A 23,599-nucleotide genomic window follows, 5' to 3' on the forward strand; every position below is an offset into this window, starting at 1 on the left:
TCAACGTTCACCAACACGAACAACCCCCCCTAACCCCCCCCCCCCCAACGCGGGAGCCCCCCCCCCCCCTCTTTCCCCCCCCCCCTCCGGCGTACGCGGTGGTGCGGGGTCAGTCGCTGACCTTCTTGGCCGAACCGAAGGCGACGAATGCGCCGATCGCGAGGAAGAGGAAGGACATGGCGTCCATGTTCTCCTTCCAGAGGTCGTTCAGGCCGCCGATGCCCACCTCGCTGATGACGTCGCCCACGCCGGCCTTGCCGAAGTCGGCCAGGACGAGCGCGATGAAGAAGAGCTGGCCGAGGTAGACGGCGCCGAGCGAGAGGACGGCGGCGACCACCGGCAGGACGGGGTTGCGTCCGCCGACCTTGCCGGCGGCGAGGCCGACGAGGAGGCCGACACCGGCCGCGGCGTAGCCGATCTCGCGGTCGATCGCGTTCATGATGCCGCCGTAGGCGCCGGCCGCGACCAGGGCCGCGACGACGGCGGCGACGATGCCGAGGCCGAGGTTGCCGCTACGGGCCGGGGCCGGGGCGGCCGGGGGCACGGGGTAGGAGGCGGGCGCCGGAGGCTGGACGTTCTGGCTCATTGGGAAATCCCCCCCAGGGATTCGGGCATGCGAACGCCCGGAGGGCGTAAGTGCGAGATAAGTGACGCCGCAGGCTAGCAGGCCGCACGGACATCCGTGAGGGGGAATTTCCGGGTCACAGGCGGTGGGCGGCGCCGACCGGGCTGGCGCCTCGGGTGTCCAGGAGCAGCTGGGCCTTCACCGCGAGGCCCTGCAGGTCGTAGGTGCGGTGGTGCTGGAGCAGGATCGTCAGGTCCGCGTTGGCGGCGGCCTCGTACAGGGACTCGGCCCGGGGGACCGGCTGGTCCCTGACCCGCCAGCCCTGGATGAACGGGTCGTGATAGCTGACCAGCGCCCCCAGGTCGAGCAGGCGGCTGGCGATCTCGCGCGCCGGGGAGCCCTCCTGGTCGGCGAGGTCGGGCTTGTAGGTGACGCCGAGGAGCAGGACGCGGGCGCCGCGGGCGGACTTCCCGTGTTCGTTGAGCAGGGTGGCGGACCGCTGGATGACGTACTGCGGCATCCGGTTGTTGATCTCCTGCGCCAGGCCGACCATGCGCAGGGGGTGACCGGGGGTGCGGGTGGTGTGGGGGAGGTAGTTGGGGTCGAGGGGGACGCCGTGGCCGCCGACCCCGGGGCCGGGGCGGAAGGCCTGGAATCCGTAGGGCTTTGTCTCGGCGCAGCGGATGACGTCCCAGAGGTCCACGCCGAGGTCGTGGCAGAGCACCGCCATCTCGTTCATGAGGGCGATGTTGACGTGCCGGTAGTTGGTCTCCAGGAGCTGCACCGTCTCGGCTTCGCGCAGGCCGCGGGCCCGGACCACCTTCTCGGTGAGGCGGGCGTAGAAGGCGTGCGCGGACTCCGTGCAGGCGGGGGTGAGGCCGCCGATCACCTTGGGGGTGTTGGAGATGCCGTGCGTGCGGTTGCCCGGGTCGTGGCGGCTGGGGGAGTAGGCCAGGTGGAAGTCCCGGCCGGCCCGCAGGCCGGAGCCCTCCTCGAGGACGGGGCGCAGGTAGTCCTCGGTGACGCCCGGGTGGACGGCGGATTCGAGGATCACGGTGGTGTGGGGGCGCAGCCGGGCGGCGAGCGCGCGCCCCGCCTCCCCGATGGCGGACAGGTCCAGTGCGCGGTCGGCGCCGAGCTGGGTGGGGGCGCAGATGACGGCGGTGCGGACCCGCCCGAGTTCGGCGGGGTTGGTGGTGACCCGGAAGCCGGCCGCCGACATGCGGCGGATCTCGGCGGCGGTGAGGGTGGAGTCCGTGACCGGACCGCTGTCGTAGCCGACCGTCTCGATCCCGGCGGCCACGGCCGCCTGGGCGAGGGGGAGGCCGAGATGGCCGAGTCCGATGACGGCGAGGTCTGCGGGCATGGGGGTGCCGTCCCTTCCCTGACATGAGGGGGATGCGCGCGCAAGCCCTGTGGACGTACAGGGACCCCAGGGAGCTGGCGCAATGTCAGACTAGGCGTATATATGACAGATATGTCGCATTCTGAGGTGGTGGTCGCCGTTGTGTTGTCCACAGGCGGTGGCCGATGTGGGTGCGGGCGGTCAGAATCATGAAACGGGGAATGTGAGCGGGATCACCCGCGCGACGCGGGGAACAACCGCACCAACGGGAGGCAGCCGTGAGGACAGCGACACTGGGACCGGCGCAGCGCGCCGAGGCCCTCGCCCGGATGGCCGAGCGGGAGCTGGACGTACTGGTGGTGGGCGCGGGCGTGGTCGGCGCCGGCACCGCCCTCGACGCGGTGACCAGAGGGCTGTCCACCGGCCTGGTGGAGGCGCGTGACTGGGCGTCGGGCACCTCCAGCCGGTCGAGCAAGCTCATCCACGGCGGCCTGCGCTATCTGGAGATGCTCGACTTCGCCCTGGTGCGGGAGGCGCTGAAGGAGCGCGGCCTGCTGCTGGAGCGGCTCGCGCCGCACCTGGTGAAGCCGGTGCCGTTCCTCTACCCCTTGCGGCACAAGGGCTGGGAGCGGTGGTACGCGGGCTCCGGCGTCGCGCTGTACGACGCGATGTCCGTCTCCAGCGGACACGGGCGGGGGTTGCCGGTCCACCGGCACCTCTCGCGCAAGCGCGCGCTGCGGGTGGCCCCGGCGCTGCGCAAGGACGCGCTGGTGGGCGCGCTGCAGTACTACGACGCCCAGATGGACGACGCGCGGTACGTGGCGACGCTGGTGCGGACGGCCTCGGCGTACGGGGCGCACTGCGCCAACCGGGCGAGGGTGGTCGGCTTCCTCCGCGAGGGCGAACGGGTGGTCGGCGCACGCGTCCAGGACGTGGAGGCGGGCGGGGAGTACGAGATCCGCGCCAAGCAGGTGGTGAACGCGACCGGGGTCTGGACGGACGACACCCAGGCGCTGATCGGGGAGCGCGGGCAGTTCCACGTACGGGCGTCGAAGGGCATCCACCTGGTGGTGCCGAAGGACCGGATCCATTCGAGCACCGGGTTGATCCTGCGGACCGAGAAGTCGGTGCTGTTCGTCATCCCCTGGGGCCGGCACTGGATCGTGGGCACCACCGACACCGACTGGGACCTGGACAAGACCCACCCGGCGGCGTCGAGCGCGGACATCGACTACCTGCTGGAGCACGTGAACTCGGTTCTGGCGGTGCCCCTGACGCGGGACGACGTGCAGGGGGTGTACGCGGGCCTGCGGCCGCTGCTGGCCGGGGAGTCGGACGCGACGAGCAAGCTGTCGCGCGAGCACACGGTGGCGCATCCGGTGCCCGGGCTGGTGGTGGTGGCGGGCGGCAAGTACACGACGTACCGGGTCATGGCCAAGGACGCGGTCGACGAGGCGGTGCACGCGCTGGACGTGCGGGTGGCGGAGTGCGTGACGGAGGACGTGCCGCTGGTGGGCGCGGAGGGGTACCGGGCGCTGTGGAACGCACGGGCCAGGACGGCGGCCCGGACGGGGCTTCACGTGGCGCGCGTGGAGCACCTGTTGAACCGGTTCGGCTCGCTCATGGAGGAACTGCTGGACCTGATCGCCGCCGATCCGGGGCTGGGTGAGCCGGTGACCGGGGCGGACGACTACCTGCGGGCGGAGATCGTGTATGCCGCCTCGCACGAAGGGGCGCGCCACCTGGACGACGTGCTGACGCGGCGGACGCGCATCTCGATCGAGACCTTCGACCGGGGGACGCGGTCGGCGCGGGAGTGCGCCGAGTTGATGGCGCCGGTGCTGGGGTGGGACAAGCAGCAGATCGAGAAAGAAGTGGAGCACTACGAGAAGCGGGTCCAGGCGGAGCGGGAGTCGCAGCGTCAGCCGGACGACCTGACGGCGGACGCGGCGCGGCTGGGGGCGCCCGACATCGTTCCGTTGTAACTCCGCGATGCGGAAGGGGGAACCGCGGACCCGGGGCTCCCGTCCGTTGCGGAGTGAGGAACAATGAAGGTTCTGCCGGGGCGGGTTACGCGGACCCCGGACGCCAGGTCGCTCGGCCGCCGGGTTGGTCGGTCGCCGGGGCAGGCGGAGCAGCGGCACGATCGCAGAGGGGACGCATGTCGAAGCCGGAGCACGGGGCGCCTGCGGCGAAGCCCGAAGAGGTGGGGGCCGCGGCTCCCGCCGCGTCGGCCGAGGCCGCGCCCGCCGAGGGCGCGGAGCCCGCGGCTGCGAAGCCGGGGTTGGCGAAGCCGGAGCCTGACGGGGCGGAGCCCGGGGCGAAGGCGGAGGCCGAGTCGGCGAAGCCGGGAGCCGGGCCGGAGGGATCGGGAGCCGAGCCGGGGCCGGAGGACGCGAAGCCCGGGCCTGTGGACGCGAAGCCCGGGCCTGTGGACGCGACGCCGGAGTCCGGGGACGCCAAGCCCGGGACCGGGGGCGCGAAGCCGGAGCCGGAGGACGCGAAGCCGAAGCCTGTGGACGCGAAGCCGGAGCCCGCGGCCGGGGTCGAGCCTGCGGGCGCCGCGCCCGCGGTGAAGGCGGAGGTCCCGGTTGCGCCCGCCAAGACCGGGACGGGCAAGCCGGTCAACCCCGTGGAGAAGGCCGATGCCGTGGCCGCCGAGGTCAAGGCGCGCGCCGAGGCCGCCAAGGCGGCGGGCGACGGGCAGGACAGAGGGCGGCTGCTCGCCGGGCGCTACCGGCTCGGCACCGTCCTCGGCAAGGGCGGAATGGGCACCGTCTGGCGGGCCCAGGACGAGACCCTGGGCCGGACGGTCGCCGTCAAGGAGCTCCGCTTCGGCAGCGGTGTCGACGAGGACGAGAAGCGGCGCCTCATCACCCGTACCCTCCGCGAAGCCAAGGCCATTGCCCGGATCCGCAGCGGCGGAGCCGTCACCGTCTACGACGTCGTCGACGAGGACGCCCGGCCCTGGATCGTCATGGAGCTCATCGAGGGCCCCTCGCTCGCCGAGTTCATCCGGGAGAACGGCGCCCTCACCCCGCGCCGTGCCGCCGAGGTCGGTCTCGCGGTGCTCGACGTGCTGCGCGCCGCCCACGGACAGGGCATCCTGCACCGGGACGTCAAGCCGTCCAACGTGCTCATCGCCGCCACCGGCCGTGTCGTCCTCACCGACTTCGGCATCGCACAGGTCGAGGGCGACCCCTCCGTCACCTCCACCGGCATGCTCGTCGGCGCCCCCTCCTACATCTCGCCCGAGCGCGCCCGGGGGCACAAGCCCGGTCCGCCCGCCGACATGTGGTCGCTCGGCGGCCTGCTGTACGCCGCGGTCGAGGGCGTGCCGCCGTACGACAAGGGCTCCGCCCTCGCCACCCTCACCGCCGTCATGACCGAGCCGGTGGACCCGCCCAAGAACGCCGGCCCGCTGACCGAGGTCATCTACGGCCTGCTCGCCAAGGACCCGGCCCAGCGTCTGGACGACGCACGGGCACGGGCCATGCTGACCGCCGTCGTCAACGCCCCCGAGCCCCAGCCGGCCCCGGTGGCGGCTCCGCCCGCCGAGGAGACCCGCCAGATATCCCTGGTGGACGCCCAGGAGGCCGCCGAGAAGGCCACCGAGGCGAAGGCGGCCGAGAAGGCGGCCGAGAAGGCGGCGAAGAAGGAACGCGAGCGCAAGGAGCGCGAGCAGCGCGAACGGGCTCGCGCCGCGCTGAAGTCCGCCCGCAAGGCGGCGGCGGCCGCGGCGGCCACGACGGCCGCCACGGCTGCGGAACCGCCGGCGGACAAGCCCGCGAACGGGTCATCCGCGAAGACGGCCCCGGTGGCCGCCCCGCTCACCGACGTCATGCCGCGCCGCACCATCGCGCTCGCCCTGGCCGCCGTGGTCGTGGTGCTCGCGGTGGTCGGCTCCCTCATCGCCTACGCCGTCTCCGGTGACGACACCGACGGCCGCAAGGACGAGGGCAAGGGCAAGAACAACCCGTCGGCGTCCGCGAGCCAGTCGCCGGGCGGCGCCGGGCAGAGCCCCCAGCCCTCGGCCAAGCCCGAGGAGCCCGGCGCCGGTACGGACGGCGGCAACGCCACGCCCGGCGGCCAGGGCCAGCAGAGCCCGGGCACCGGCCAGAGCCAGGGGCAGGGTCAGGGGCAGGGCGCCCAGCCCGGCGGCGGGGGCAGTGGCGTGCCCGCCGGGTACGCGATGGTGACGGAGCCCGGGTTCCACTTCTCGATGGCGATGCCCGAGGGCTTCCACCAGACATCCGTGGCGGGCGCCAACTCCGGCGGGATATACAGCCGTGACGGCGGCTTCCCCCGGATCCAGGTCGACTACAACGCCAACCCGGGCGACGACGCCCGCTTGGCCTGGACCAGGCTGGCCCCCGCCGTGGCGGGCAGCAGCACGGGGTACCGCCTGATCGGGATCAACTCGACGAGTTACCGCAACTACCCCACCGTCGCCGACTGGGAGTTCGAGAGGGAGCAGGGCGGCATCCGCGTCCGCGTGCTCAACCGCGGCTTCAAGATGGACGCGACGCACGGCTACGCCATCATGATCAGCTGCCCCGCGGACCAGTGGGACGGCCCCGAGTGCACGCAGATGCGCAATACGGCGTTCGAGACCTTCCAGCCGCTCGGCTGACCTCGGGACGCGGGCGGCCCCGTGGACGTATCGTGTCAGCGGGGCCGCGGGGGTGCCCCCAGTACGCGGGGGAGGCGATGTGGAGGACTACGCGGGCCGGATCCTGGCCCACCGCTACCGTCTGCCGCTGCCGCCGACGGACGAGTACGAACTGGTCGAGACCCGTGCCTTCGACACCCGCAGCGGGCAGGAAGTCCTGGTCCGGCAGGTGCCGTTGCCGGAAGTGGTGGACGCCGAGCTGCTCGACGGGCACCGGTCCGTCCCGGCGGCCGGGCAGCGCGCCGCGGGTGACCTGCCGGCCGTGCGGCGCGCCATCGAGGCGGCGCAGGCCGCGGCCGCCGTCCCGGACCACCCCCGGCTGGACCAGGTCTTCGACGTGTTCGCCGAGGGCGGGTCGCTGTGGATCGTGAGCGAACTGGTGCCGGCCAGGCCGCTGGCGGCGCTGATCGCCGACGAGCCGCTGACCCCCTACCGCGCCGCCGAGGTGGCCTCGGACGTACTGACCGCGCTGCGGGTGCTCCACGCGCACGGCTGGACCCACCGCAACATCACCGTGCGGACGGTGCTGGTCTGCGATGACGGGCGGGTCGTGCTCACGGGCCTCGCGGCCGGCGCCGCGGAAGAAGCGCTGTGCGGCTACGACCCCGTCCCCGGCGGTGACGCGTCCGACGGGGGTACGGGGTGGGGCGGGGCGGTGGCTCCGCCCGTCACCGCGCCGGATTCCCCGGGCGCCCCGGCCGGGTCGGCACCGGAGCCGCCCGCGGGCGGGTACGCGCCCCTGGTGGCCCCGGGCTATGACACCGGGCCGCGGTACAGCGACCACATCACCCCCGGGCGCCCGGAGGACCGGCCCGAGCTCAAGGCCGCCGCGCGGGCCGGGGCCATCGCCGCCTACCGGGCGGGCGCGCGGGCGGCCGCCGCCAAAGTCGGCGAGCAGCGCCCATCCGATCCCGTCGTCGTGCCGGAGCCCAGGCCGCAGGGATCGACCCTGCCGCAGGGGTACTCGTACCCGTACGGGGGTCCGGAGGCGGCCGCCGCGCCCTGGCACGGCGCGACCCCCCGCCACCCGGCCCTCGGCCCTCCGGAGCCGGAGCCCCACGAGGAGCAAGGCCAGGAACAGGGCCAGGAACAGGGCCAGGAGCCCGGGTACGAGCACGAGCCGGAGCAGGAGCACGGCTACGGGTACGGGCGGAGGCGAGGCCAGGAGCCGGGCCCGGCCCAGGCGCCGGAGGTGTCCGGACTCCCCGCCCGGCTCGCGCTGCCGCAGGGCTACCACCAGGCCGACGCCCACGGACGCGCCCCCGTCCCGGCCCCGTCGCCGCTCCCGCCGTCCCCGCCCGCCCCGCCCGCCCCGCGGACCGGCACCGGCACCGGGACCGGCACCGGGACCGGCGCCGGCGCAGCGGACGGCTGGTCCGGCCCGCGGACCGGGCTCGACGCCGAGCGGGCGCGCCAGACGCGGATGGCCGTCGTCGGCGCCGTCACCGAGCGGTGGGCCCCCGAGCAGGCCGGCTCCGCCGCCGGGCCCTGGCAGCTGGCGGCGCCCGTCGGCCCGGCCACCGACCTCTGGGCGCTCGGCGCGCTGCTGTACCGGGCCGTCCAGGGGCACGCCCCCTACCCCGAGGAGTCCGTCGCCGAGCTCGTGGAGCTGGTCCGCGCGGAGCCCCCGGCCTTCGCCGAGGAGTGCGGCGCGCTCCGGCCGGTCGTCGAATCGCTGCTGCGCCAGGACCCGACCGAGCGCCCCGACTTCGAGGAGCTGCGCGGCTGGCTGCGCTCACTCGTACGGTCCGCCCCCGAGCCCGACGCGGGCCTGACCATGCTCCCGATGCCCGATCCGGACCCCGCGCGGCTGCCCGTCGTACGCCGTCGCGGCGACCTCCACGGGCGGCACCGCAACCCCGCGGCCCCCCGCCGGCCCCGCGCCCTGGGCCGGAGCCTGCTCCTCGGCATCCTGGTCCTGCTCGCCGGGGCCGTGGCGTACGCGATGCTGTTCATGCCGCGCTCCGCCGACCCGCAGGGCCCCGGCGGCGCCGTGCGGACCCCGTCCGGGCCGAGCCCCTCCCAGCTCCCCACCGCGACGCCCGAGTCCAGGCCCGCCCCGCAGACGACCGCACCGCCCCCGGCGGCGACGCCGGCGGCGCCCGCCCCGGCCGGGTACACCACCCAGCAGGACCCGGAGCACTTCGAGATCGTGGTCCCCGACGGCTGGGAGCGCCGGGGCATCAACGAGGCCGGCCAGGTCCGCTACACCAGCGGCCCCTTCACGCTGACCGTGGTGCCGGGCCGGGACAAGGTGGAGGGCAATCCGGATCCGGCGGCGTACCAGAAGGACAGGGAGCAGGAGCTGACGCCCTACCGCACCTCCACCTGGTCCACGGTGGGCGACGTGAAGACCACCAAGGTGGGCCAGCAACTGCGCGCCACGGGCCGCTACACGTGGATCGACGGCACCGGACGCAACGTCTTCGCCCGCAACTTCGTCGTCGCGCTCGGCGGCAGTTACCACGTGGTCATGGTCACCGGGCCGGAGGACGAGCAGGGCAAGGTGACCGAGGTCTTCGAGAAGGCGACGGCCAGTTACCGGCCGGGCGGTTGAACCGGGCCTGACGGGCGGTCAGTACGGCGATTGCGTCACAGTGCGGGCTTTGGGCGCCCGCGCGGTTCCGACACCGGCCGCGGGCTCCGTAATCTGGCCTGAAGTGCGGAGAGCGGCGGGGTTTCGTGGAACAGCAGACAGGTGGGGGCGCCGTGCTCGCGGGCCGGTACCGGCTCATCGAGCCGATCGGCCGGGGCGGCATGGGCAAGGTGTGGCGCGCGCACGACGAGCTGCTGCACCGGACCGTCGCCGTCAAGGAACTGACGGCCGGTCTGTACGTCGCCCAGGCCGACCGGGACGTCCTGCACGCCCGGACGCAGAAGGAGGCCCGGGCCGCGGCCCGGATCCAGCATCCGGCGGTCGTCACCGTGCACGACGTGCTGGAGCACGACGCCCGGCCGTGGATCGTCATGGAGTACGTCGACGGCCCCTCCCTCGCGGACGCGGCCAAGGCCGCCGGGCGCATCGAGCCCCGCGAGGCGGCCAGGATCGGGCTGCACGTGCTGGGCGCGCTGCGCGCCGCGCACGCGGTCGGGGTCCTGCACCGCGACGTGAAGCCGGGCAACGTCCTGCTGGCCAAGGACGGCCGGGTGCTGCTGACCGACTTCGGGATCGCGGCGATCGAGGGGGACTCCTCCATCACGCGCACCGGCGAGATCGTCGGCTCCATCGACTACCTGGCCCCCGAGCGGGTGACCGGGGGGACCCCGGGCACGGCCTCCGACCTGTGGTCGCTGGGCGCCACCCTGTACACGGCGGTGGAGGCCCGCTCTCCGTTCCGCCGGACCTCGCCCATCTCCAGCCTCCAGGCGGTGGTGAACGACGATCCGCCGGCCCTGAAGCAGGCCGGCGCGCTGGCGCCGGTCATCACGGCACTGCTGCAGAAGGACCCGGCCGAGCGGCCCACCGCCGCGGAGGCGGAGCGGATGCTGCTCGAGGCGATGGAGGGCCGGGAGCCGAAGGCGGCGCAGGCCTACGTGCCCACGCGCGCGGTGACGCCGGAGGAACTCGCTCCGGCGCAGGAGCGGCACGGGGAGCCGGCCCCGCCCCGGGACCCCGCCCGGACGGCCCCGCTGCCGGAGTCCGCGGCGAGCGGGCCGGCGTCCGCGCCGCCCACCGCTTCGACCTCCTCCACCCCGGCACCCGCCTCCGACGGGTCGGCGCGGGGCCGGCTCAAGCGCGCCGCCGCCGTGGCGCTGGTGGCGGCGCTGCTCGGTGGCGGCGGGGTGTTCGGGGTGCTGAAGTACACGGGCGACGACACCTCGGGGGGCGGCTCGGACAAGAACGTCAGCACCCGCGACCAGCCCGTGGAGGCCACCCCGCCGGCGGGCTTCACCAAGGTCACCGACCCGACCGGTTTCACCCTCTTCGTCCCGGAGGGCTGGACGCGCCAGGTGAACGGCGACCAGATCGACTACACCCCGGACAACGGGAACCACTTCATCCGGATCGCCGCCGACTCCACCCCGGACTACGACAACCCGTACGAGCACCTGCTCGACCTGGAGAAGCAGGTGCGCAAGCGTACGGACTACAAGAAGCAGTGGCTCAGCCAGAACACCTTCCGGGACAGCACCCGGTCCGCGCTCTGGGACTTCACCTGGACGGAGAAGGTGAACTTCCCCGGGCCCCGCAGGGCCATCGAGCAGATGTACATCGCTCCCGACGGCACCGAGTACGCGGTCTACATGTCGAGCCCCGTCGCCGACTGGGCCGCCACCCGCCAGCAGTTCGACGTCGTCCTCAGCGGCTGGGAGCCGCCCGCGCGGACCTCCTGAAACGGCTCGTCGAGGGCCGATCCCGTCATCCTGCCAGCGATCGCTGGCGGAAATGGCAAAATCCGGTTACCCACGGGTACCCAAAGCCTGCCGGGCGCAATACGCTCACCGCCATGACGGACTCGCAGGCCCCGGCCCCCCTCCGCACCGCACCGGAACCCACCAACCCGGTCGCCCCGGCCCCGGCGGGTGCCCGCACCGCCGCCGACGTGGTGACCCCCGACCTGGTCGTCCGCCTCACCCGCGGGGTGATCGGCTCCGGCCGCACCGCCAACCACACCCCCTTCACCGGGGACCGGCTGGCGGAGCTCCCCGAGGCCACCCCCGAGGACGTGGCGGAGGCCTTCGCACGGGCCCGCGCCGCCCAGCCCGCCTGGGCCGCCGTCCCCGTCCGCGAGCGGGCCGCCGTCCTGCTGCGCTTCCACGACCTGGTGCTCGCCCGGCAGGCCGAGGTCCTCGACCTCATCCAGCTGGAGACCGGCAAGGCGCGCCTGCACGCCCACGAAGAGGTCCAGGCGGTCGCCATCGCCGCCCGCCACTACGGCCGCAAGGCCCCCGCCTACCTGCGCCCCAAGGGACACACGGGCGCCATGCCCACCCTCACCAAGGTCACCGAGCTGCGCCAGCCGCGCGGGGTCGTCGGCCAGATAGCCCCCTGGAACTATCCGCTCGAGCTCTCCGTCGGTGACGCCCTGCCCGCCTTCGTCGCGGGCAACGCCCTCGTCATGAAGCCCGACACCGAGACCGCGCTGACCGCCCTGTGGGCCCGCGCCCTGCTCATCGAGGCCGGACTGCCCGCCGCGGTGTTCCAGGTCGTCCTCGGTGAGGGCCCCGTCGTCGGCCCCGAGGTCGTCCGGCACGCCGACTACGTGTCCTTCACCGGCTCCACCCGCACCGGCCGCGAGGTCGCCCAGGGCGCGGCCGCCCGGCTCGTCGGCGTCTCCCTCGAACTGGGCGGCAAGAACGCCATGCTCGTCCTGCACGACGCCGACGTCGAGAAAGCCGCCGCGGGCGCCGTCCGCGCCTGCTTCTCCTCCGCCGGGCAGCTGTGCATCTCCATCGAGCGGCTCTACGTGCACGCCTCGATCGCCGACGAGTTCCTCGCCCGCTTCGCCGCCCGTACGAAGGCGATGCGCCTGGGCAGTTCACTCGCCTACGGCGCCGACATGGGCTCCCTGGCCGGCGAGCGCCAGCTGGAGGCCGTACGGCGGCACGTGGACGAGGCCGTCGCCAAGGGCGCCACCCTCGTCGCGGGCGGCACCGCCCGCCCCGACATCGGCCCGCTCTTCTACGAGCCGACCATCCTCGACGGCGTCGAGGCGCCGATGGCCGTGTGCGGGGAGGAGACCTTCGGCCCGGTCGTCTCCGTCTACCGCTTCACCGACGAGGACCAGGTCATCGCCGAGGCCAACGGCACCGCCTACGGCCTGAACTCCAGCGTCTGGACCAAGGACGCCCGCCGGGGCCACGCCGTCGCCGCCCGCCTGCGCACCGGCACCGTCAACATCAACGAGGGGTATGCCCCCGCATACGGCAGCGCCAAGGCGCCCATGGGCGGCATGAAGGACTCCGGCCTCGGCCGCCGCCACGGCTCCGAGGGCATCCTCAAGTACACCGAGGCCCAGACCGTCGCCCACCAGCGGCTGCTCCCGATGGGGCCGTCGCTGGGCATGGACGACGAGAAGTACGCGGCGTTCATGACCCGCAGCCTCCAGATCATGAAGGCACTCCGATTCCGCTGAACGGAACTCCGCTAGGGGGCAGACCTGTGTCTGAGCCGTACGACTACGACGTCATCGTCATCGGATCCGGCTTCGGGGGGTCCGTCTCCGCCCTGCGCCTCACCGAGAAGGGCTACCGGGTGGGCGTCCTGGAGGCCGGGCGCCGCTTCACCCGCGACAGCCTGCCCCGGACCAGCTGGGACCTGCGCAACTACCTGTGGGCGCCGGCCCTCGGGCTGTACGGGATCCAGCGCATCCACCTGCTCGGCAACGTGATGGTGCTCGCCGGCGCCGGCGTGGGCGGCGGCTCCCTCAACTACGCCAACACGCTCTACGTGCCCCCCGCCGCCTTCTTCGAGGACCGGCAGTGGGCGGGGATCACCGACTGGCGGGACGAGCTGGCCCCCTACTACGACCAGGCCAGGCGCATGCTCGGCGTGCGCCTGAACCCGACCGTGACCCCCTCCGACGTCCACCTCAAGGCCGTCGCCGCGAGGATGGGCGTGGCCGACTCCTTCCACATGGCCCCGGTCGGCGTCTTCTTCGGCGACGGCGCCGACGCCGAAGGGCAGGCCAGGGTCCGGCCCGGGGAGGAGGTCGCCGACCCCTACTTCGGCGGCGCCGGCCCGGCCCGCAGGGCCTGCACCGAGTGCGGGGAGTGCATGACCGGCTGCCGGCACGGCGCGAAGAACACCCTGAACGAGAACTACCTGCACCTCGCCGAGCGCGCCGGGGCCGTCATCCACCCCATGACCACGGTCACCGCGCTCAGCGAGCACCCCGAGGGCGGCCACCGGGTCCGCACGGTCCCCACCGACGCCCGCCGCAAGGGCGTCGCGAAGGTGCTGCGCGCCCGGTACGTGGTCGTCGCGGCGGGCACGTACGGCACCCAGACCCTGCTGCACACGATGAAGGACCGCGGCGAGCTCCCCGGGATCTCGGACCGGCTCGGCGAACTGACCCGGACCAACTCCGAGGGCCTCGTCGGCGCGCAGACCGACGACCGCCGCTACCGCAAACGGCACGGCGCCGGGTCCGGCCCGGCGCGGCGGGCCGACTTCACCCGGGGCGTGGCCATCACCTCCTCGGTGCACCCCGACGCCGACACCCACATCGAGCCGGTCCGCTACGGCAAGGGCTCCAACGCCATGGGGTTCCTGACCATCCTGCAGGTCCCCTACAGCAGGCACCGGGTGCGCGCCTGGTTCGCGCGCACCGCGCGGCACCCGCTGCAGCTGGCCCGCTCGCTGTCCAACCGGCGCTGGTCGGAGCGGACCATCATCGGCCTGGTCATGCAGTCGCTGGACAACTCGCTGACCACCTACCGCAAGCCGAAGGGCATCGGGAAGGGGCTGCTCACCGCCCGGCAGGGCCACGGCGCCCCCAACCCGGTCCAGATCGCCGAGGCCACCCGCGCCGCGACGCTGCTCGCCGAGGAGATCAACGGCTTCGCCGGCAGCAACGTCGGCGAACTGATGGGCACCCCGCTGACCGCGCACTTCCTCGGCGGGTGCCCGATCGGCGCCTCGGCGGAGGAGGGCGTGGTGGATCCGTACCACCGGCTCTACGGGCACCCGGGGATCTCGGTGGTGGACGGCTCGGCGGTCTCCGCGAACCTCGGTGTGAACCCGTCGCTGACGATCACGGCGCAGGCGGAGCGGGCGATGTCGTTCTGGCCGAACAAGGGGGAGCGGGACCGGCGGCCGGAGCAGGGAGCGGCCTACGTCCGGCTCGCGGCGGTGGAACCGGTCCGTCCGGCGGTTCCCGAGAAGGCGTTCGGCGCTCTGCGGCTGCCGTTCCTCGCCGTCCCCGAGATCCCGCCGAAGGTCGCGGACCAGGTCTGACGACCGGGCCGGTACCGCGCTCCCCCTCCGAGCGCGGTACCCACCGCGGTACATGAGTGACAGACGGTCGCCATGGATGGTTGTACCGGAACACGGCGGCCCGGGCTGTGGTGTCGGTCACACAGCGAATGTGCAGATGCGACCGGAGGGGTCTGCCGAACGCCGAACGGCCGGCCCCGGGCGTCCCCCGGGCCGGCCGTTCTTCATGGGGTGACCGGGCTGCTGTCCCCTGCCGTCCGGTCACGCGGGGAGCGAGGTCCCACGACGCACGCCCCACGGGGAGTGCGCCTCATCGCTCCTGCGGAGCCACGCGTGGTGGTGCGGTCCCGCGCCTGGCTGACGCGGACAACCTCACCAACGAAGGGCTCCGGGGCCGGTCACGCTCCGGACGGGTGACGAACAGCCGTCAGACGCGGCCCCGGCACAGCTCCAGCAGCGTCATGGCCAGCGCGGTGCCGGGCCTGCCGAGGGCGTCGCTCCAGTGCGCGAGGACCTCCATCTCCCGGGACAGGTGCACCCGGCGCCCGCCGGAGGAGATCCGCGCCTCCTGGACGACCGTGGAAACGGCCATGCGCTCCTGGATCAGCCCGATGATCCGGTCGTCGAGGGCGTCGATGCGGGCGCGGGAGTCGGCGATGAGCTGCTCGGGGGTGGCGGTGAGCTGCTCGGGGGTGGCGGTGATCGCGGTCATGTCTTCGTCTCCTGTCGGATGGGGTCCGCCGGACCGGCAGAACGCCGAAGCGCCCCGGTCCTGTCGGACCGGGGCGCTCTGGGAAGTTCAGCGGCTCAGGCGAGCATCACGAAGACCCATGGCGACCGGACCGGCCGGTGCCATAGGTAAAGAGGAAGCTCAGCTGCTTGCGCACGGAAGGATTATTGCGCCGCGCCGCCGCCCCGGCCAAGCCGGTTCGGATGGTGAGACGAAGAGGGGGGCGGCTCCCCCGTTAGAATCGACAAAACAGCCACCTCTTCCGCCGGAAGGCCGCCCCGTGCCAGAAGCACCCTCCGCCGCCCACGACAGCGCCCCGGACACGGTTCTCGTCGTCGACTTCGGCGCGCAGTACGCCCAGCTCATCGCCCGCCGCGTCCGCGAGGCACGGGTCTACAGCGAGATCGTGCCGAGCTCGATGCCCGTCGACGAGATGCTGGCCAAGGACCCCAAGGCGATCATCCTCTCCGGCGGCCCGTCCTCCGTCTACGAGGAGGGCGCCCCGCAGCTCGACCCCTCCCTGTTCGAGGCCGGGGTGCCGGTCTTCGGCATGTGCTACGGCTTCCAGCTGATGGCCACCGCGCTCGGCGGCAGGGTCGACAACACGGGCGCCCGCGAGTACGGCCGCACCCCGCTGGCCGTCTCCAAGACCGGGTCCACCCTCTTCGAGGGCACCCCCGCGCAGCAGCCGGTGTGGATGTCCCACGGCGACGCCTGCTCCGCCGCCCCCGAGGGCTTCACGGTCACCGCCTCGACGGACGTGGTCCCGGTCGCGGCCTTCGAGAACGACGAGAAGAAGCTCTACGGCGTGCAGTACCACCCCGAGGTGATGCACTCCACGCACGGCCAGCAGGTCCTGGAGCACTTCCTCTACCGGGGCGCCGGCCTCTCCCCGACCTGGACCACCGGCAACATCGTCGAGGAGCAGGTCGCGGCCATCCGCGAGCAGGTCGGCGACAAGCGCGCCATCTGCGGCCTGTCCGGCGGCGTGGACTCCGCGGTGGCCGCCGCCCTGGTGCAGAAGGCCATCGGCTCCCAGCTGACCTGCGTATACGTCGACCACGGCCTGATGCGCAAGGGTGAGACCGAGCAGGTCGAGAAGGACTTCGTCGCCGCCACCGGCGTGCAGCTGAAGGTCGTCGACGCGCAGGAGCGTTTCCTGAACGCGCTGGCCGGCGTCTCCGACCCGGAGACCAAGCGCAAGATCATCGGCCGCGAGTTCATCCGCGTCTTCGAGCAGGCGCAGGCGGAGATCATCGCCGAGGGCGGCGCGGACGTGGCCTTCCTGGTGCAGGGCACGCTGTACCCGGACGTGGTGGAGTCCGGCGGCGGCACCGGCACCGCGAACATCAAGTCCCACCACAACGTGGGCGGGCTCCCCGACGACATCGAGTTCGAGCTCGTCGAGCCGCTGCGCCAGCTGTTCAAGGACGAGGTCCGGATGGTCGGCCAGGAGCTGGGCCTGCCGGACGAGATCGTCCACCGCCAGCCCTTCCCCGGCCCCGGCCTCGGCATCCGCATCGTCGGCGAGGTCACCAAGGAGCGTCTGGACCTGCTGCGCGAGGCCGACGCCATCGCCCGCCAGGAGCTCACCGCGGCCGGCCTGGACCGCGACATCTGGCAGTGCCCCGTCGTCCTGCTGGCCGACGTCCGCAGCGTCGGCGTCCAGGGTGACGGCCGCACCTACGGACACCCGATCGTGCTGCGCCCCGTCTCCTCCGAGGACGCGATGACCGCGGACTGGACGCGCATGCCGTACGACGTGCTCGCGCGGATCTCCACCCGCATCACCAACGAGGTCCCGGAAGTGAACCGGGTGGTCCTCGACTGCACGAGCAAGCCGCCGGGCACCATCGAGTGGGAGTAGTCCCCCCGCCCCTCACGCACCGCCGACGAAGCCGCCGCTCCCTCCCGAGCGGCGGCTCCGCCGTTTCCGCGCCCTGTTCGCCTCCGCTTCCTCTGGCCACTTCACGGGGACGCCGGTACCTTGCGCCGCGACCGCGACCGCGACCGCGACCCGCGGCCCGCGCCCCCGAGCCGTCGGAGGAGGCCCCATGCCGGACCAGCCCCTGCCCGTCCCCGTGGAACGGCTCGGCTTCGAGATGCCGCCCGTGCACGCCGACCCGGCCGACGAGCGGGCGCACCGCAAGGAGCGGCTCGCCGGAGCGCTGCGCCTGCTGGGCCGGCTCGGCTACGAGGACGGGGTGTCCGGGCACGTCAGCGCGCGGGACCCGGAGTTCGAGGACTGCTACTGGGTCAACCCCTTCGGCCGGGCCTTCGCCACGCTGACCGGGGCCGACCTGCTGCTGGTCGACGGCGAGGGGCGGGTCCTGCGCGGGGAGCGCCGGGTCAACGAGCTGGCCTTCGCCGTGCACGCCGCCGTGCACCGGATGCGCCCCGAGGTGGTGGCCGTCGTGCGCACCCAGGCCCCCTACGGCCGGGCGCTGGCCGTGCTCGGCGAGCTGCTGGCCCCGATCTCCCAGGAAGCCTGCGCCTTCTACGAGGACCACGCACTGCTGGACGAGTTCACCGGAGCCGAGGACGCGGGCCGCATCGGGCGCGCGCTGGGCCCGTACAAGGCGCTGGTCCTGCGCAACCGGGGGCTGCTGACCGTCGGGGGCTCGGTGGACGCCGCCGTCTGGTGGTTCATCGCCGCGGAGCGGGCCGCGCAGGTGCAGCTGATCGCGCGGGCCGCCGGGAAACCGGTGCTCATCGACCACCACGGCGCGCTCGCCACCCGGGAGCGGTTCGGGTCCGATCTGGCCGCCTGGGTGAACTACCAGCCGCTGCGCCGGCAGGGGGACACGCCGGTGGCGTCAACATCATGAACCGTTAATCACCTGCTCTGACATCGTGCGCAATCCGGAGCACTGCCGCAGTGGTGCACAATTCGCTGGCATCGCACCGTAGTTCAGAGAGGCGGCACGCACGTGGCTGTCCAAGAGATGTCCCGGGGTACTCACGCCGCGGCCTGCGCATGTGACGACTGCGCACGGGAAGGGCACCGCCGCGCCGTGGCGGCCTTCCTGGAGAAGCGTGACGAGTTCGCCGCCGGACAGGGGCTGCCCGCCGCCGTGGCCCACTCCCTGGGAGCGTCCCGGCAGTGGGTCTCCGACGAGCTGACCCTGTCGGCGCGCACCGTCGCCGACCGGGGCCGGGAGGCCGGGAACTCCTGGCTGTACCTGTTCTCGCGGCGGGCCGTGCTCGCCGTGTGGATCGCCGCCGGGATGCTGCTCCTGGTCCAGGTCGGCACCGCGCTCGGCACCGGTTGGTCCACCGCCCGCACCGCCGCGCTGCTCGCGGCCCTGCTCCTGGCCGGGCTGCTCACCGTCGCGGCCCGCGCCCAGTCGGTGCGCGGCGGACTGCTGGCCCCGCTGGTCGGCGAGGACAACCGGCTGTCCACCTCCAAGACCGTGCCGAGCGCCTGGGTGATGCTGACGGCCTTCGCCGCGCTGCTGCCCGCGCTGCGGCTGGCGGCCTCGGCGCCCGGCCCGGAACGGCAGGCCCTCTTCGAGGGATTCGCCCTGGACCGGGCGCTGCCCCTGCTGGCGGTGGTCTCGCTGACCTCGGTGGTCGCCGTGGTGGTGCGCCGGGTCGTCGCCGTACGGATCATGGGCCAGCGCCTGCAGAAACTGCCGGCCGACCGGCCGCGCGGGGTCGACCTGCTGACGGACGACGCGGGGCGGGGCAGCTTCCCGGACGCGCAGTACGTGCTGGTCTCCACGGTGGTGCTGGCCTACGCGGCGGTGTCGCTGGCCCGCTTCCCGGACCGGCTGCCGCAGCTGCCCTGGGCGCTGGCCCTGCTGGTGGCGCTGTCGGCCGCGGTGTACCTCGCGGCCAAGTACGCGGAGGGCACCCGCCCGCTGGTGCTCTCGGTGGTGCGCAGACGGGAGCCCGGGGACCTGGACGCGGCCGTCCGGCCCGGGGACGACATCGAGATCCGGGGCGTGGGCTTCGTGCCGCCCGGGGCGCAGACGCCGGAGATGCTGGCCCGGCTGGTGGTCCGGGTCGGGCCGGTGCACGTGCACGTGCCGCTGGTCCCGGTGCCGGGCGGGTTCACCAACCCCTCCGACACCGTGCTGACGGTCCCGGTCCCGGCCGAGGTGGAACCGGGCCGGACCGACATCCAGGTGGTGACCGCCGCCGGGGTGGAATCCAACCGCTGCGTCATCGACGTCGCCGAGTGATCGGGGTACACATGTCGCGTGACCCGAACTGATGTCTCGACAGACGCACCCGTAGCCGCCCCGCTGAAGGACCGCGCGGCCCGCTACGCACTGCTGCCCCTGCGGATCTTCCTCGGCGTGACCTTCGTCTACGCGGGCCTGGACAAGCTGACCGACTCCGCGTTCCTCTCCGCCGACGGCGCCGGCTCCATCGGCGAGCTGATGAGGGGGGTGCGCGACACCTCCGCGGTCCCCGCCCTCGTCGACACGGCCCTGCGGGCCCCCGTCGGCTTCGCCGTCGCCCTGGCCGTCGGGGAGATCCTCGTCGGCCTGGCGACGCTCGCCGGCCTGCTGACCCGGTTCGCGGCCGCCGGCGGAGCCCTGATCGCGCTCAGCCTGTGGCTCACCGTGTCCTGGGCGGTGACGCCGTACTACTACGGCAACGACCTGGCCTACCTGATGGCCTGGACCCCGCTGATCATCGCCGGGGCGCCCTACTGGTCCCTGGACTCGCTGATCGGCTCGCGCCGCTCGCTCCGGTCGCGCCGGTCCCGCCGTACGGCGTAGGTCACCATCCCGGTCAGGGCGGCGAGGGACAGCCCGCCCACCGTGAGCGGGACGACCAGGAACCAGGGCAGGTCGGCCTCGCCGCTGCTGTCCAGCAGGTACAGCACGCCCGCGACCAGCAGGGCCAGCCCCGCGATGAGCCGCCCCGGCTGGAACTCATGACGCCGCACGGGCCACCTCCACCTGTCCCACACCCGCGTCCAGGTGCAGCTCGATCGTCCCGCCCGCCTCGGTGCCGGCCGCGGGCGGCAAGGTCGCCTCGCGGTGCTCGCCGCCGCCCCGGATCCGTACGTCCTCGCTGGTGTCGCCGGGCATCTGGATGTCACCCCATCGGATGGTCACATCGGCCTCGGCGGTCACCTCGCGCGGCACGATCACCTTCAGCCGCCCCGCGTCCACGGAGGCCCGCACGGCCAGTGTGGTGCCCTTGGGCACGTCCAGCCGGCTCAGGTCCAAGGTGGCGAGGCCGGTCCCCGCCTCGTACCCGGGCCGCACGTCGGCCACCGCGGCCGGACGCCAGGTGGTCTCCCGCCAGTCCGTGCCGATCTCCCGCGGGAGTACGGCGGCCACCGCGAGCAGCCCCGACGTCAGCACGGCCAGCACGATCGTGCCGAAACCGGTGCGCCCCAGCAGGGAACTGACGGCAAGACCGAGGCCGAAGACGACGAGTGCGGCGGCCAGTCCGCTCTGCAGGGCCTCGCCCAGCGCATGTCCCCGCCAGTGGGCGCCCGTCGTGGCGACCGCGGCGAGCAGCGCCAGGACGAAGACCCGGCCGCCGATGCCACCGCGCGGGCGGGCCACCGCGGCCGGCTTCCCCGCGGCCCTCACCGGCGCCGCGCCCCGCTCCTGCGGAACGGCCGTGTCGGCCGGCCCCCACAGGTATCCGCTCGCACCGACCGGGCCGGTGGTGCCGTCCTTGACCAGCGGGTCCCGCCACCAGGACGGGCCGCCGGGGGCGGGCGGCGCCTGCGTCTCCGGCGGTGCCTTCGTCTCCTGCGGAGCGGGTGCCTCGGCCGGCACCGGGCCCGCGGCCCGCCGCCGCAACGACCAGTACGAGGCTCCCCCCAGCGCCAGGACGACCAGCACCGAGAACAGCGCGAGCACACCGTTGTCCAGCATCGACAGGAACAGCGCGCAGCCGACCAGCGCGGCGAACACCGCGGTGAGGGTGGCGCCCTCCACGCGGCCGGTCAGCAACTTCTTCGCCTCGCTGTCCTCCTCCCCGTCCTGGGGCAGGAGCAGCCAGGCGAAGCCGTAGAAGATCAGGCCGACGCCGCCGCTGACGGCGAGGACGCCCAGCACGATCCGGAAGACCACCGGGTCCAGGTCGAAGTACCGGCCCAGCCCCCCGCACACGCCCGCCAGGACCTTGTCGCGCCTGCTGCGGCGCAGCGCGGGCCGGATGCCAAGGGGCCGGGGGAGCGGCCCGGACTCCGGCGGGGCGTCGTGTACTTCGGTCATGCCTCCATGGTGACGGGCCGCGGCGGGCCGCGGCACCGGGTGCGACCCTGGCACAACCCTGATATCCCCCGGGGGGAACCGGGGGTCTGCCCTGATGCCGGGGGGCTCGCGCGCGTGTGACCCTTGGGGACATGCCCGCAGTCGCCCCTCCCCGTACCCCGCACGCCCCGGACACCGACGAGGCGCCGCAGCGCAAGCTCTACCGCAGCGCCGACGGCCGGATGCTCGGCGGCGTCGCACGCGGGCTCGCCGGGCACCTCGGGCTGCCGGTGATCTGGGTGCGGCTGGCCTTCCTCGGCCTGTTCATGTGGGGTGACGGCCTCGGCGTGCTGCTGTACGCCGCCTTCTGGGTCTTCGTACCGCTGGGCATCGGGGGCCGCAGCGGGCACCGCTCCTACTTCGACACGCTGCCCGACGGCACCCGCCGCCTGCGCAAACCCGACAAAGGGCAGATCAGCGCCCTGATCGCGCTGTGCATCGGCGCCGGCATCTTCATCTCCCAGGTGCAGGTGGGCGGCGCCTCCGGCCGGTACGTGTGGCCGACGCTGCTGGTCGGGGCCGGGGTGGTCCTCGTGTGGCGGCAGGCCGACAACGCCCGCCGGGCCCACTGGACCGAGGCCGCCGGACGGCACGGACGGCTGCTCCAGGCGGCGCGGGCCCTGGCCGGGGTGGCCCTGGTCGGCGTCGGCCTCACCGTCTTCATCGTCGTACGGGGCTCCGCGGCGCAGCTCGGCAACGTGCTCACCGCCACCCTCGCCGTCCTCGTCGGCATCGCGCTGCTCGCCGGCCCCTGGCTGATCCGGATGACCCAGGACCTCTCCGAGGAGCGGCTGATGCGCATCCGCGCCCAGGAGCGCGCCGAGGTCGCCGCCCACGTGCACGACTCGGTGCTGCACACCCTCACCCTGATCCAGCGGGGCGCCGAGGACGCGGGCGAGGTGCGCCGCCTCGCGCGGGCCCAGGAGCGGGAGCTGCGGAACTGGCTGTACAAGCCCGAGGGCACCGGCAAGGACGAAGCCGAGGAAGCGGCCACCCTGGCGGAGGCCGTGAAGAAGACCGCCGCCGAGGTGGAGGACCACCACGGCGTCCCCATCGAGGTCGTCGTCGTCGGCGACTGCCCCCTCGACGAGCGGCTGGCGGCGCAGGTCCAGGCCGCGCGCGAGGCGATGGTCAACGCCGCCAAGTACGGTGGCGACGGAGGGCCGGTCCAGGTCTACGCGGAGGTGGAGGGCCAGACGGTCTTCGTGTCCGTACGGGACCGGGGGCCGGGCTTCGACATCGACGCGGTACCGGACGACCGCATGGGCGTACGAGAATCGATCATCGGCCGGATGCAGCGCAACGGCGGGACCGCACGGTTGCGGTCGGCGCCCGACGGCGGCACGGAAGTCGAGCTGGAGATGGAGAGGGCGGCGAACACAGGATGACCGAGGACAACGCGGTGACCCAGACCGGCAGGAGGGTCCGGGTGGTGCTCGTCGACGACCACCGGATGTTCCGCACCGGCGTGCAGGCTGAGATCGGCGAGACCGCGCGGACCGGGGTCGAGGTCGTCGGCGAGGCCGCCGACGTGGACCAGGCCGTCACCGTCATCACCGCGACCCGGCCGGAGGTCGTCCTGCTCGACGTGCACCTGCCCGGGGGCGGCGGGGTGGAGGTACTGCGGCGCTGCGCCCCGCTGATGGCGGCGGCCGAGAACCAGGTGCGGTTCCTGGCTTTGTCGGTGTCGGACGCGGCGGAGGACGTCATCGGCGTCATCCGCGGCGGCGCGCGCGGCTACGTCACCAAGACCATCACCGGGACCGACCTGGTGGAATCGATCTTCCGGGTGCAGGAGGGGGACGCGGTGTTCTCGCCGCGGCTGGCGGGCTTCGTGCTCGACGCCTTCGCCTCCACGGACGCACCGCCCGTCGACGAGGACCTGGACCGGCTGACCCAGCGCGAGCGCGAGGTGCTGCGGCTCATCGCGCGCGGTTACGCGTACAAGGAGATCGCCAAGCAGCTCTTCATCTCGGTCAAGACGGTGGAGTCGCACGTCTCGGCGGTCCTGCGCAAGCTCCAGCTCTCGAACCGGCACGAGCTGACCCGCTGGGCGACGGCCCGCCGACTGGTGTAGCGCAGGGGCTCTGCAGGGGCTCTGCCGTCCCCGATGTGATCCATACCGCAGGCCGCGCAGGCAACCGGGGTGGCCCGCCGGGCCCTCTACGTCCCCGT

Annotated in this window: 17 protein-coding genes; 12 read left to right on the forward strand and 5 right to left on the reverse strand. The window is 73.7% G+C overall.

What is annotated here, in order from left to right; genetic code table 11:
- Positions 1-109: 109 nt before the first annotated feature.
- A complete protein-coding gene (locus AC07FY_RS21140) occupies positions 110-586 on the reverse strand; it encodes a hypothetical protein (protein ID WP_479008373.1) in 477 nt (158 codons plus the stop codon).
- A 115-nt stretch (positions 587-701) separates the two neighbouring features.
- Positions 702-1,931 (reverse strand): nucleotide sugar dehydrogenase, encoded by a 1,230-nt coding sequence (locus tag AC07FY_RS21145; RefSeq protein WP_479008375.1) that lies wholly within the window; start codon positions 1,929-1,931, stop codon positions 702-704.
- A 257-nt stretch (positions 1,932-2,188) separates the two neighbouring features.
- Between AC07FY_RS21145 and AC07FY_RS21150 the strand changes: the two genes are divergently transcribed.
- From AC07FY_RS21150 to AC07FY_RS21175, 6 genes are all read left to right on the forward strand, one after another.
- The gene (locus tag AC07FY_RS21150; protein WP_479008377.1) at positions 2,189-3,895 is read left to right on the forward strand and encodes a glycerol-3-phosphate dehydrogenase/oxidase; all 1,707 of its coding nucleotides are present in this window, start codon (positions 2,189-2,191) and stop codon (positions 3,893-3,895) included.
- Between the two features lie 176 nt (positions 3,896-4,071).
- The gene (locus AC07FY_RS21155; protein WP_479008379.1) at positions 4,072-6,543 is read left to right on the forward strand and encodes a serine/threonine-protein kinase; all 2,472 of its coding nucleotides are present in this window, start codon (positions 4,072-4,074) and stop codon (positions 6,541-6,543) included.
- A 79-nt stretch (positions 6,544-6,622) separates the two neighbouring features.
- The gene (locus AC07FY_RS21160; RefSeq protein ID WP_479008381.1) at positions 6,623-9,139 is read left to right on the forward strand and encodes a protein kinase; all 2,517 of its coding nucleotides are present in this window, start codon (positions 6,623-6,625) and stop codon (positions 9,137-9,139) included.
- A 125-nt stretch (positions 9,140-9,264) separates the two neighbouring features.
- A complete protein-coding gene (locus AC07FY_RS21165) occupies positions 9,265-10,917 on the forward strand; it encodes a serine/threonine-protein kinase (RefSeq protein WP_479008383.1) in 1,653 nt (550 codons plus the stop codon).
- 113 nt (positions 10,918-11,030) lie between these two features.
- Positions 11,031-12,659 (forward strand): succinic semialdehyde dehydrogenase, encoded by a 1,629-nt coding sequence (locus tag AC07FY_RS21170; protein WP_479008384.1) that lies wholly within the window; start codon positions 11,031-11,033, stop codon positions 12,657-12,659.
- A 26-nt stretch (positions 12,660-12,685) separates the two neighbouring features.
- Positions 12,686-14,482 carry a GMC oxidoreductase gene (locus AC07FY_RS21175; protein ID WP_479008386.1) on the forward strand — a complete coding sequence of 599 codons (1,797 nt, stop codon included), beginning with the start codon at positions 12,686-12,688 and terminating at the stop codon, positions 14,480-14,482.
- Positions 14,483-14,888: 406 nt separating this feature from the next.
- On the opposite strand, the gene AC07FY_RS21180 is transcribed toward AC07FY_RS21175, so the two are convergent.
- A complete protein-coding gene (locus AC07FY_RS21180) occupies positions 14,889-15,173 on the reverse strand; it encodes a chorismate mutase (protein WP_479008388.1) in 285 nt (94 codons plus the stop codon).
- A gap of 298 nt (positions 15,174-15,471) precedes the next feature.
- On the opposite strand from AC07FY_RS21180, the gene guaA reads away from it, so the two are divergent.
- The 4 genes from guaA to AC07FY_RS21200 all read left to right on the forward strand — a co-directional run bounded on the left by guaA (position 15,472) and on the right by AC07FY_RS21200 (position 19,924).
- Entirely contained in the window at positions 15,472-17,058 is a 1,587-nt protein-coding gene (gene guaA, locus AC07FY_RS21185; protein WP_479008390.1) for a glutamine-hydrolyzing GMP synthase, read from the forward strand.
- A gap of 187 nt (positions 17,059-17,245) precedes the next feature.
- Complete coding sequence (locus tag AC07FY_RS21190; RefSeq protein WP_479008392.1) at positions 17,246-18,019, forward strand: class II aldolase/adducin family protein; 774 nt, start codon at positions 17,246-17,248, stop codon at positions 18,017-18,019.
- 102 nt (positions 18,020-18,121) lie between these two features.
- A complete protein-coding gene (locus AC07FY_RS21195; RefSeq protein ID WP_479008394.1) occupies positions 18,122-19,378 on the forward strand; it encodes a hypothetical protein in 1,257 nt (418 codons plus the stop codon).
- Positions 19,379-19,396: 18 nt separating this feature from the next.
- On the forward strand, positions 19,397-19,924 hold the full coding sequence (locus AC07FY_RS21200) for a DoxX family protein (protein WP_479008396.1): 528 nt from the start codon (positions 19,397-19,399) through the stop codon (positions 19,922-19,924).
- On the opposite strand, the gene AC07FY_RS21205 is transcribed toward AC07FY_RS21200, so the two are convergent.
- Positions 19,852-20,094, reverse strand: a complete 243-nt coding sequence (locus AC07FY_RS21205) for a hypothetical protein (RefSeq protein ID WP_479008398.1) — start codon at positions 20,092-20,094, stop codon at positions 19,852-19,854. The two genes, AC07FY_RS21200 and AC07FY_RS21205, sit on opposite strands and share 73 nt — an antisense overlap.
- Positions 20,081-21,385 (reverse strand): PspC domain-containing protein, encoded by a 1,305-nt coding sequence (locus AC07FY_RS21210; RefSeq protein WP_479008400.1) that lies wholly within the window; start codon positions 21,383-21,385, stop codon positions 20,081-20,083. The genes AC07FY_RS21205 and AC07FY_RS21210 overlap by 14 nt, the downstream gene beginning before the upstream one ends.
- 131 nt (positions 21,386-21,516) lie before the next feature.
- Here AC07FY_RS21210 and AC07FY_RS21215 point away from each other — a divergent pair, with 131 nt between their 5' ends.
- The gene (locus tag AC07FY_RS21215; protein ID WP_479008402.1) at positions 21,517-22,812 is read left to right on the forward strand and encodes an ATP-binding protein; all 1,296 of its coding nucleotides are present in this window, start codon (positions 21,517-21,519) and stop codon (positions 22,810-22,812) included.
- Complete coding sequence (locus tag AC07FY_RS21220) at positions 22,809-23,501, forward strand: LuxR C-terminal-related transcriptional regulator (RefSeq protein WP_479008404.1); 693 nt, start codon at positions 22,809-22,811, stop codon at positions 23,499-23,501. The genes AC07FY_RS21215 and AC07FY_RS21220 overlap by 4 nt, the downstream gene beginning before the upstream one ends.
- The last annotated feature ends 98 nt before the right edge of the window (positions 23,502-23,599 follow it).

It is taken from the genome of Streptomyces sp. NPDC045967, assembly GCF_056430495.1.

Coding starts and splice junctions, on each gene's coding strand:
- AC07FY_RS21190 (WP_479008392.1), top strand. CDS start 17,246: ATGCCGGACCAGCCCCTGCCCGTCCCCGTGGAACGGCTCGGCTTCGAG.
- AC07FY_RS21210 (WP_479008400.1), bottom strand. CDS start 21,385: ATGACCGAAGTACACGACGCCCCGCCGGAGTCCGGGCCGCTCCCCCGG.
- AC07FY_RS21140 (WP_479008373.1), bottom strand. CDS start 586: ATGAGCCAGAACGTCCAGCCTCCGGCGCCCGCCTCCTACCCCGTGCCC.
- AC07FY_RS21170 (WP_479008384.1), top strand. CDS start 11,031: ATGACGGACTCGCAGGCCCCGGCCCCCCTCCGCACCGCACCGGAACCC.
- AC07FY_RS21215 (WP_479008402.1), top strand. CDS start 21,517: ATGCCCGCAGTCGCCCCTCCCCGTACCCCGCACGCCCCGGACACCGAC.
- AC07FY_RS21180 (WP_479008388.1), bottom strand. CDS start 15,173: ATGACCGCGATCACCGCCACCCCCGAGCAGCTCACCGCCACCCCCGAG.
- AC07FY_RS21145 (WP_479008375.1), bottom strand. CDS start 1,931: ATGCCCGCAGACCTCGCCGTCATCGGACTCGGCCATCTCGGCCTCCCC.
- AC07FY_RS21155 (WP_479008379.1), top strand. CDS start 4,072: ATGTCGAAGCCGGAGCACGGGGCGCCTGCGGCGAAGCCCGAAGAGGTG.
- AC07FY_RS21220 (WP_479008404.1), top strand. CDS start 22,809: ATGACCGAGGACAACGCGGTGACCCAGACCGGCAGGAGGGTCCGGGTG.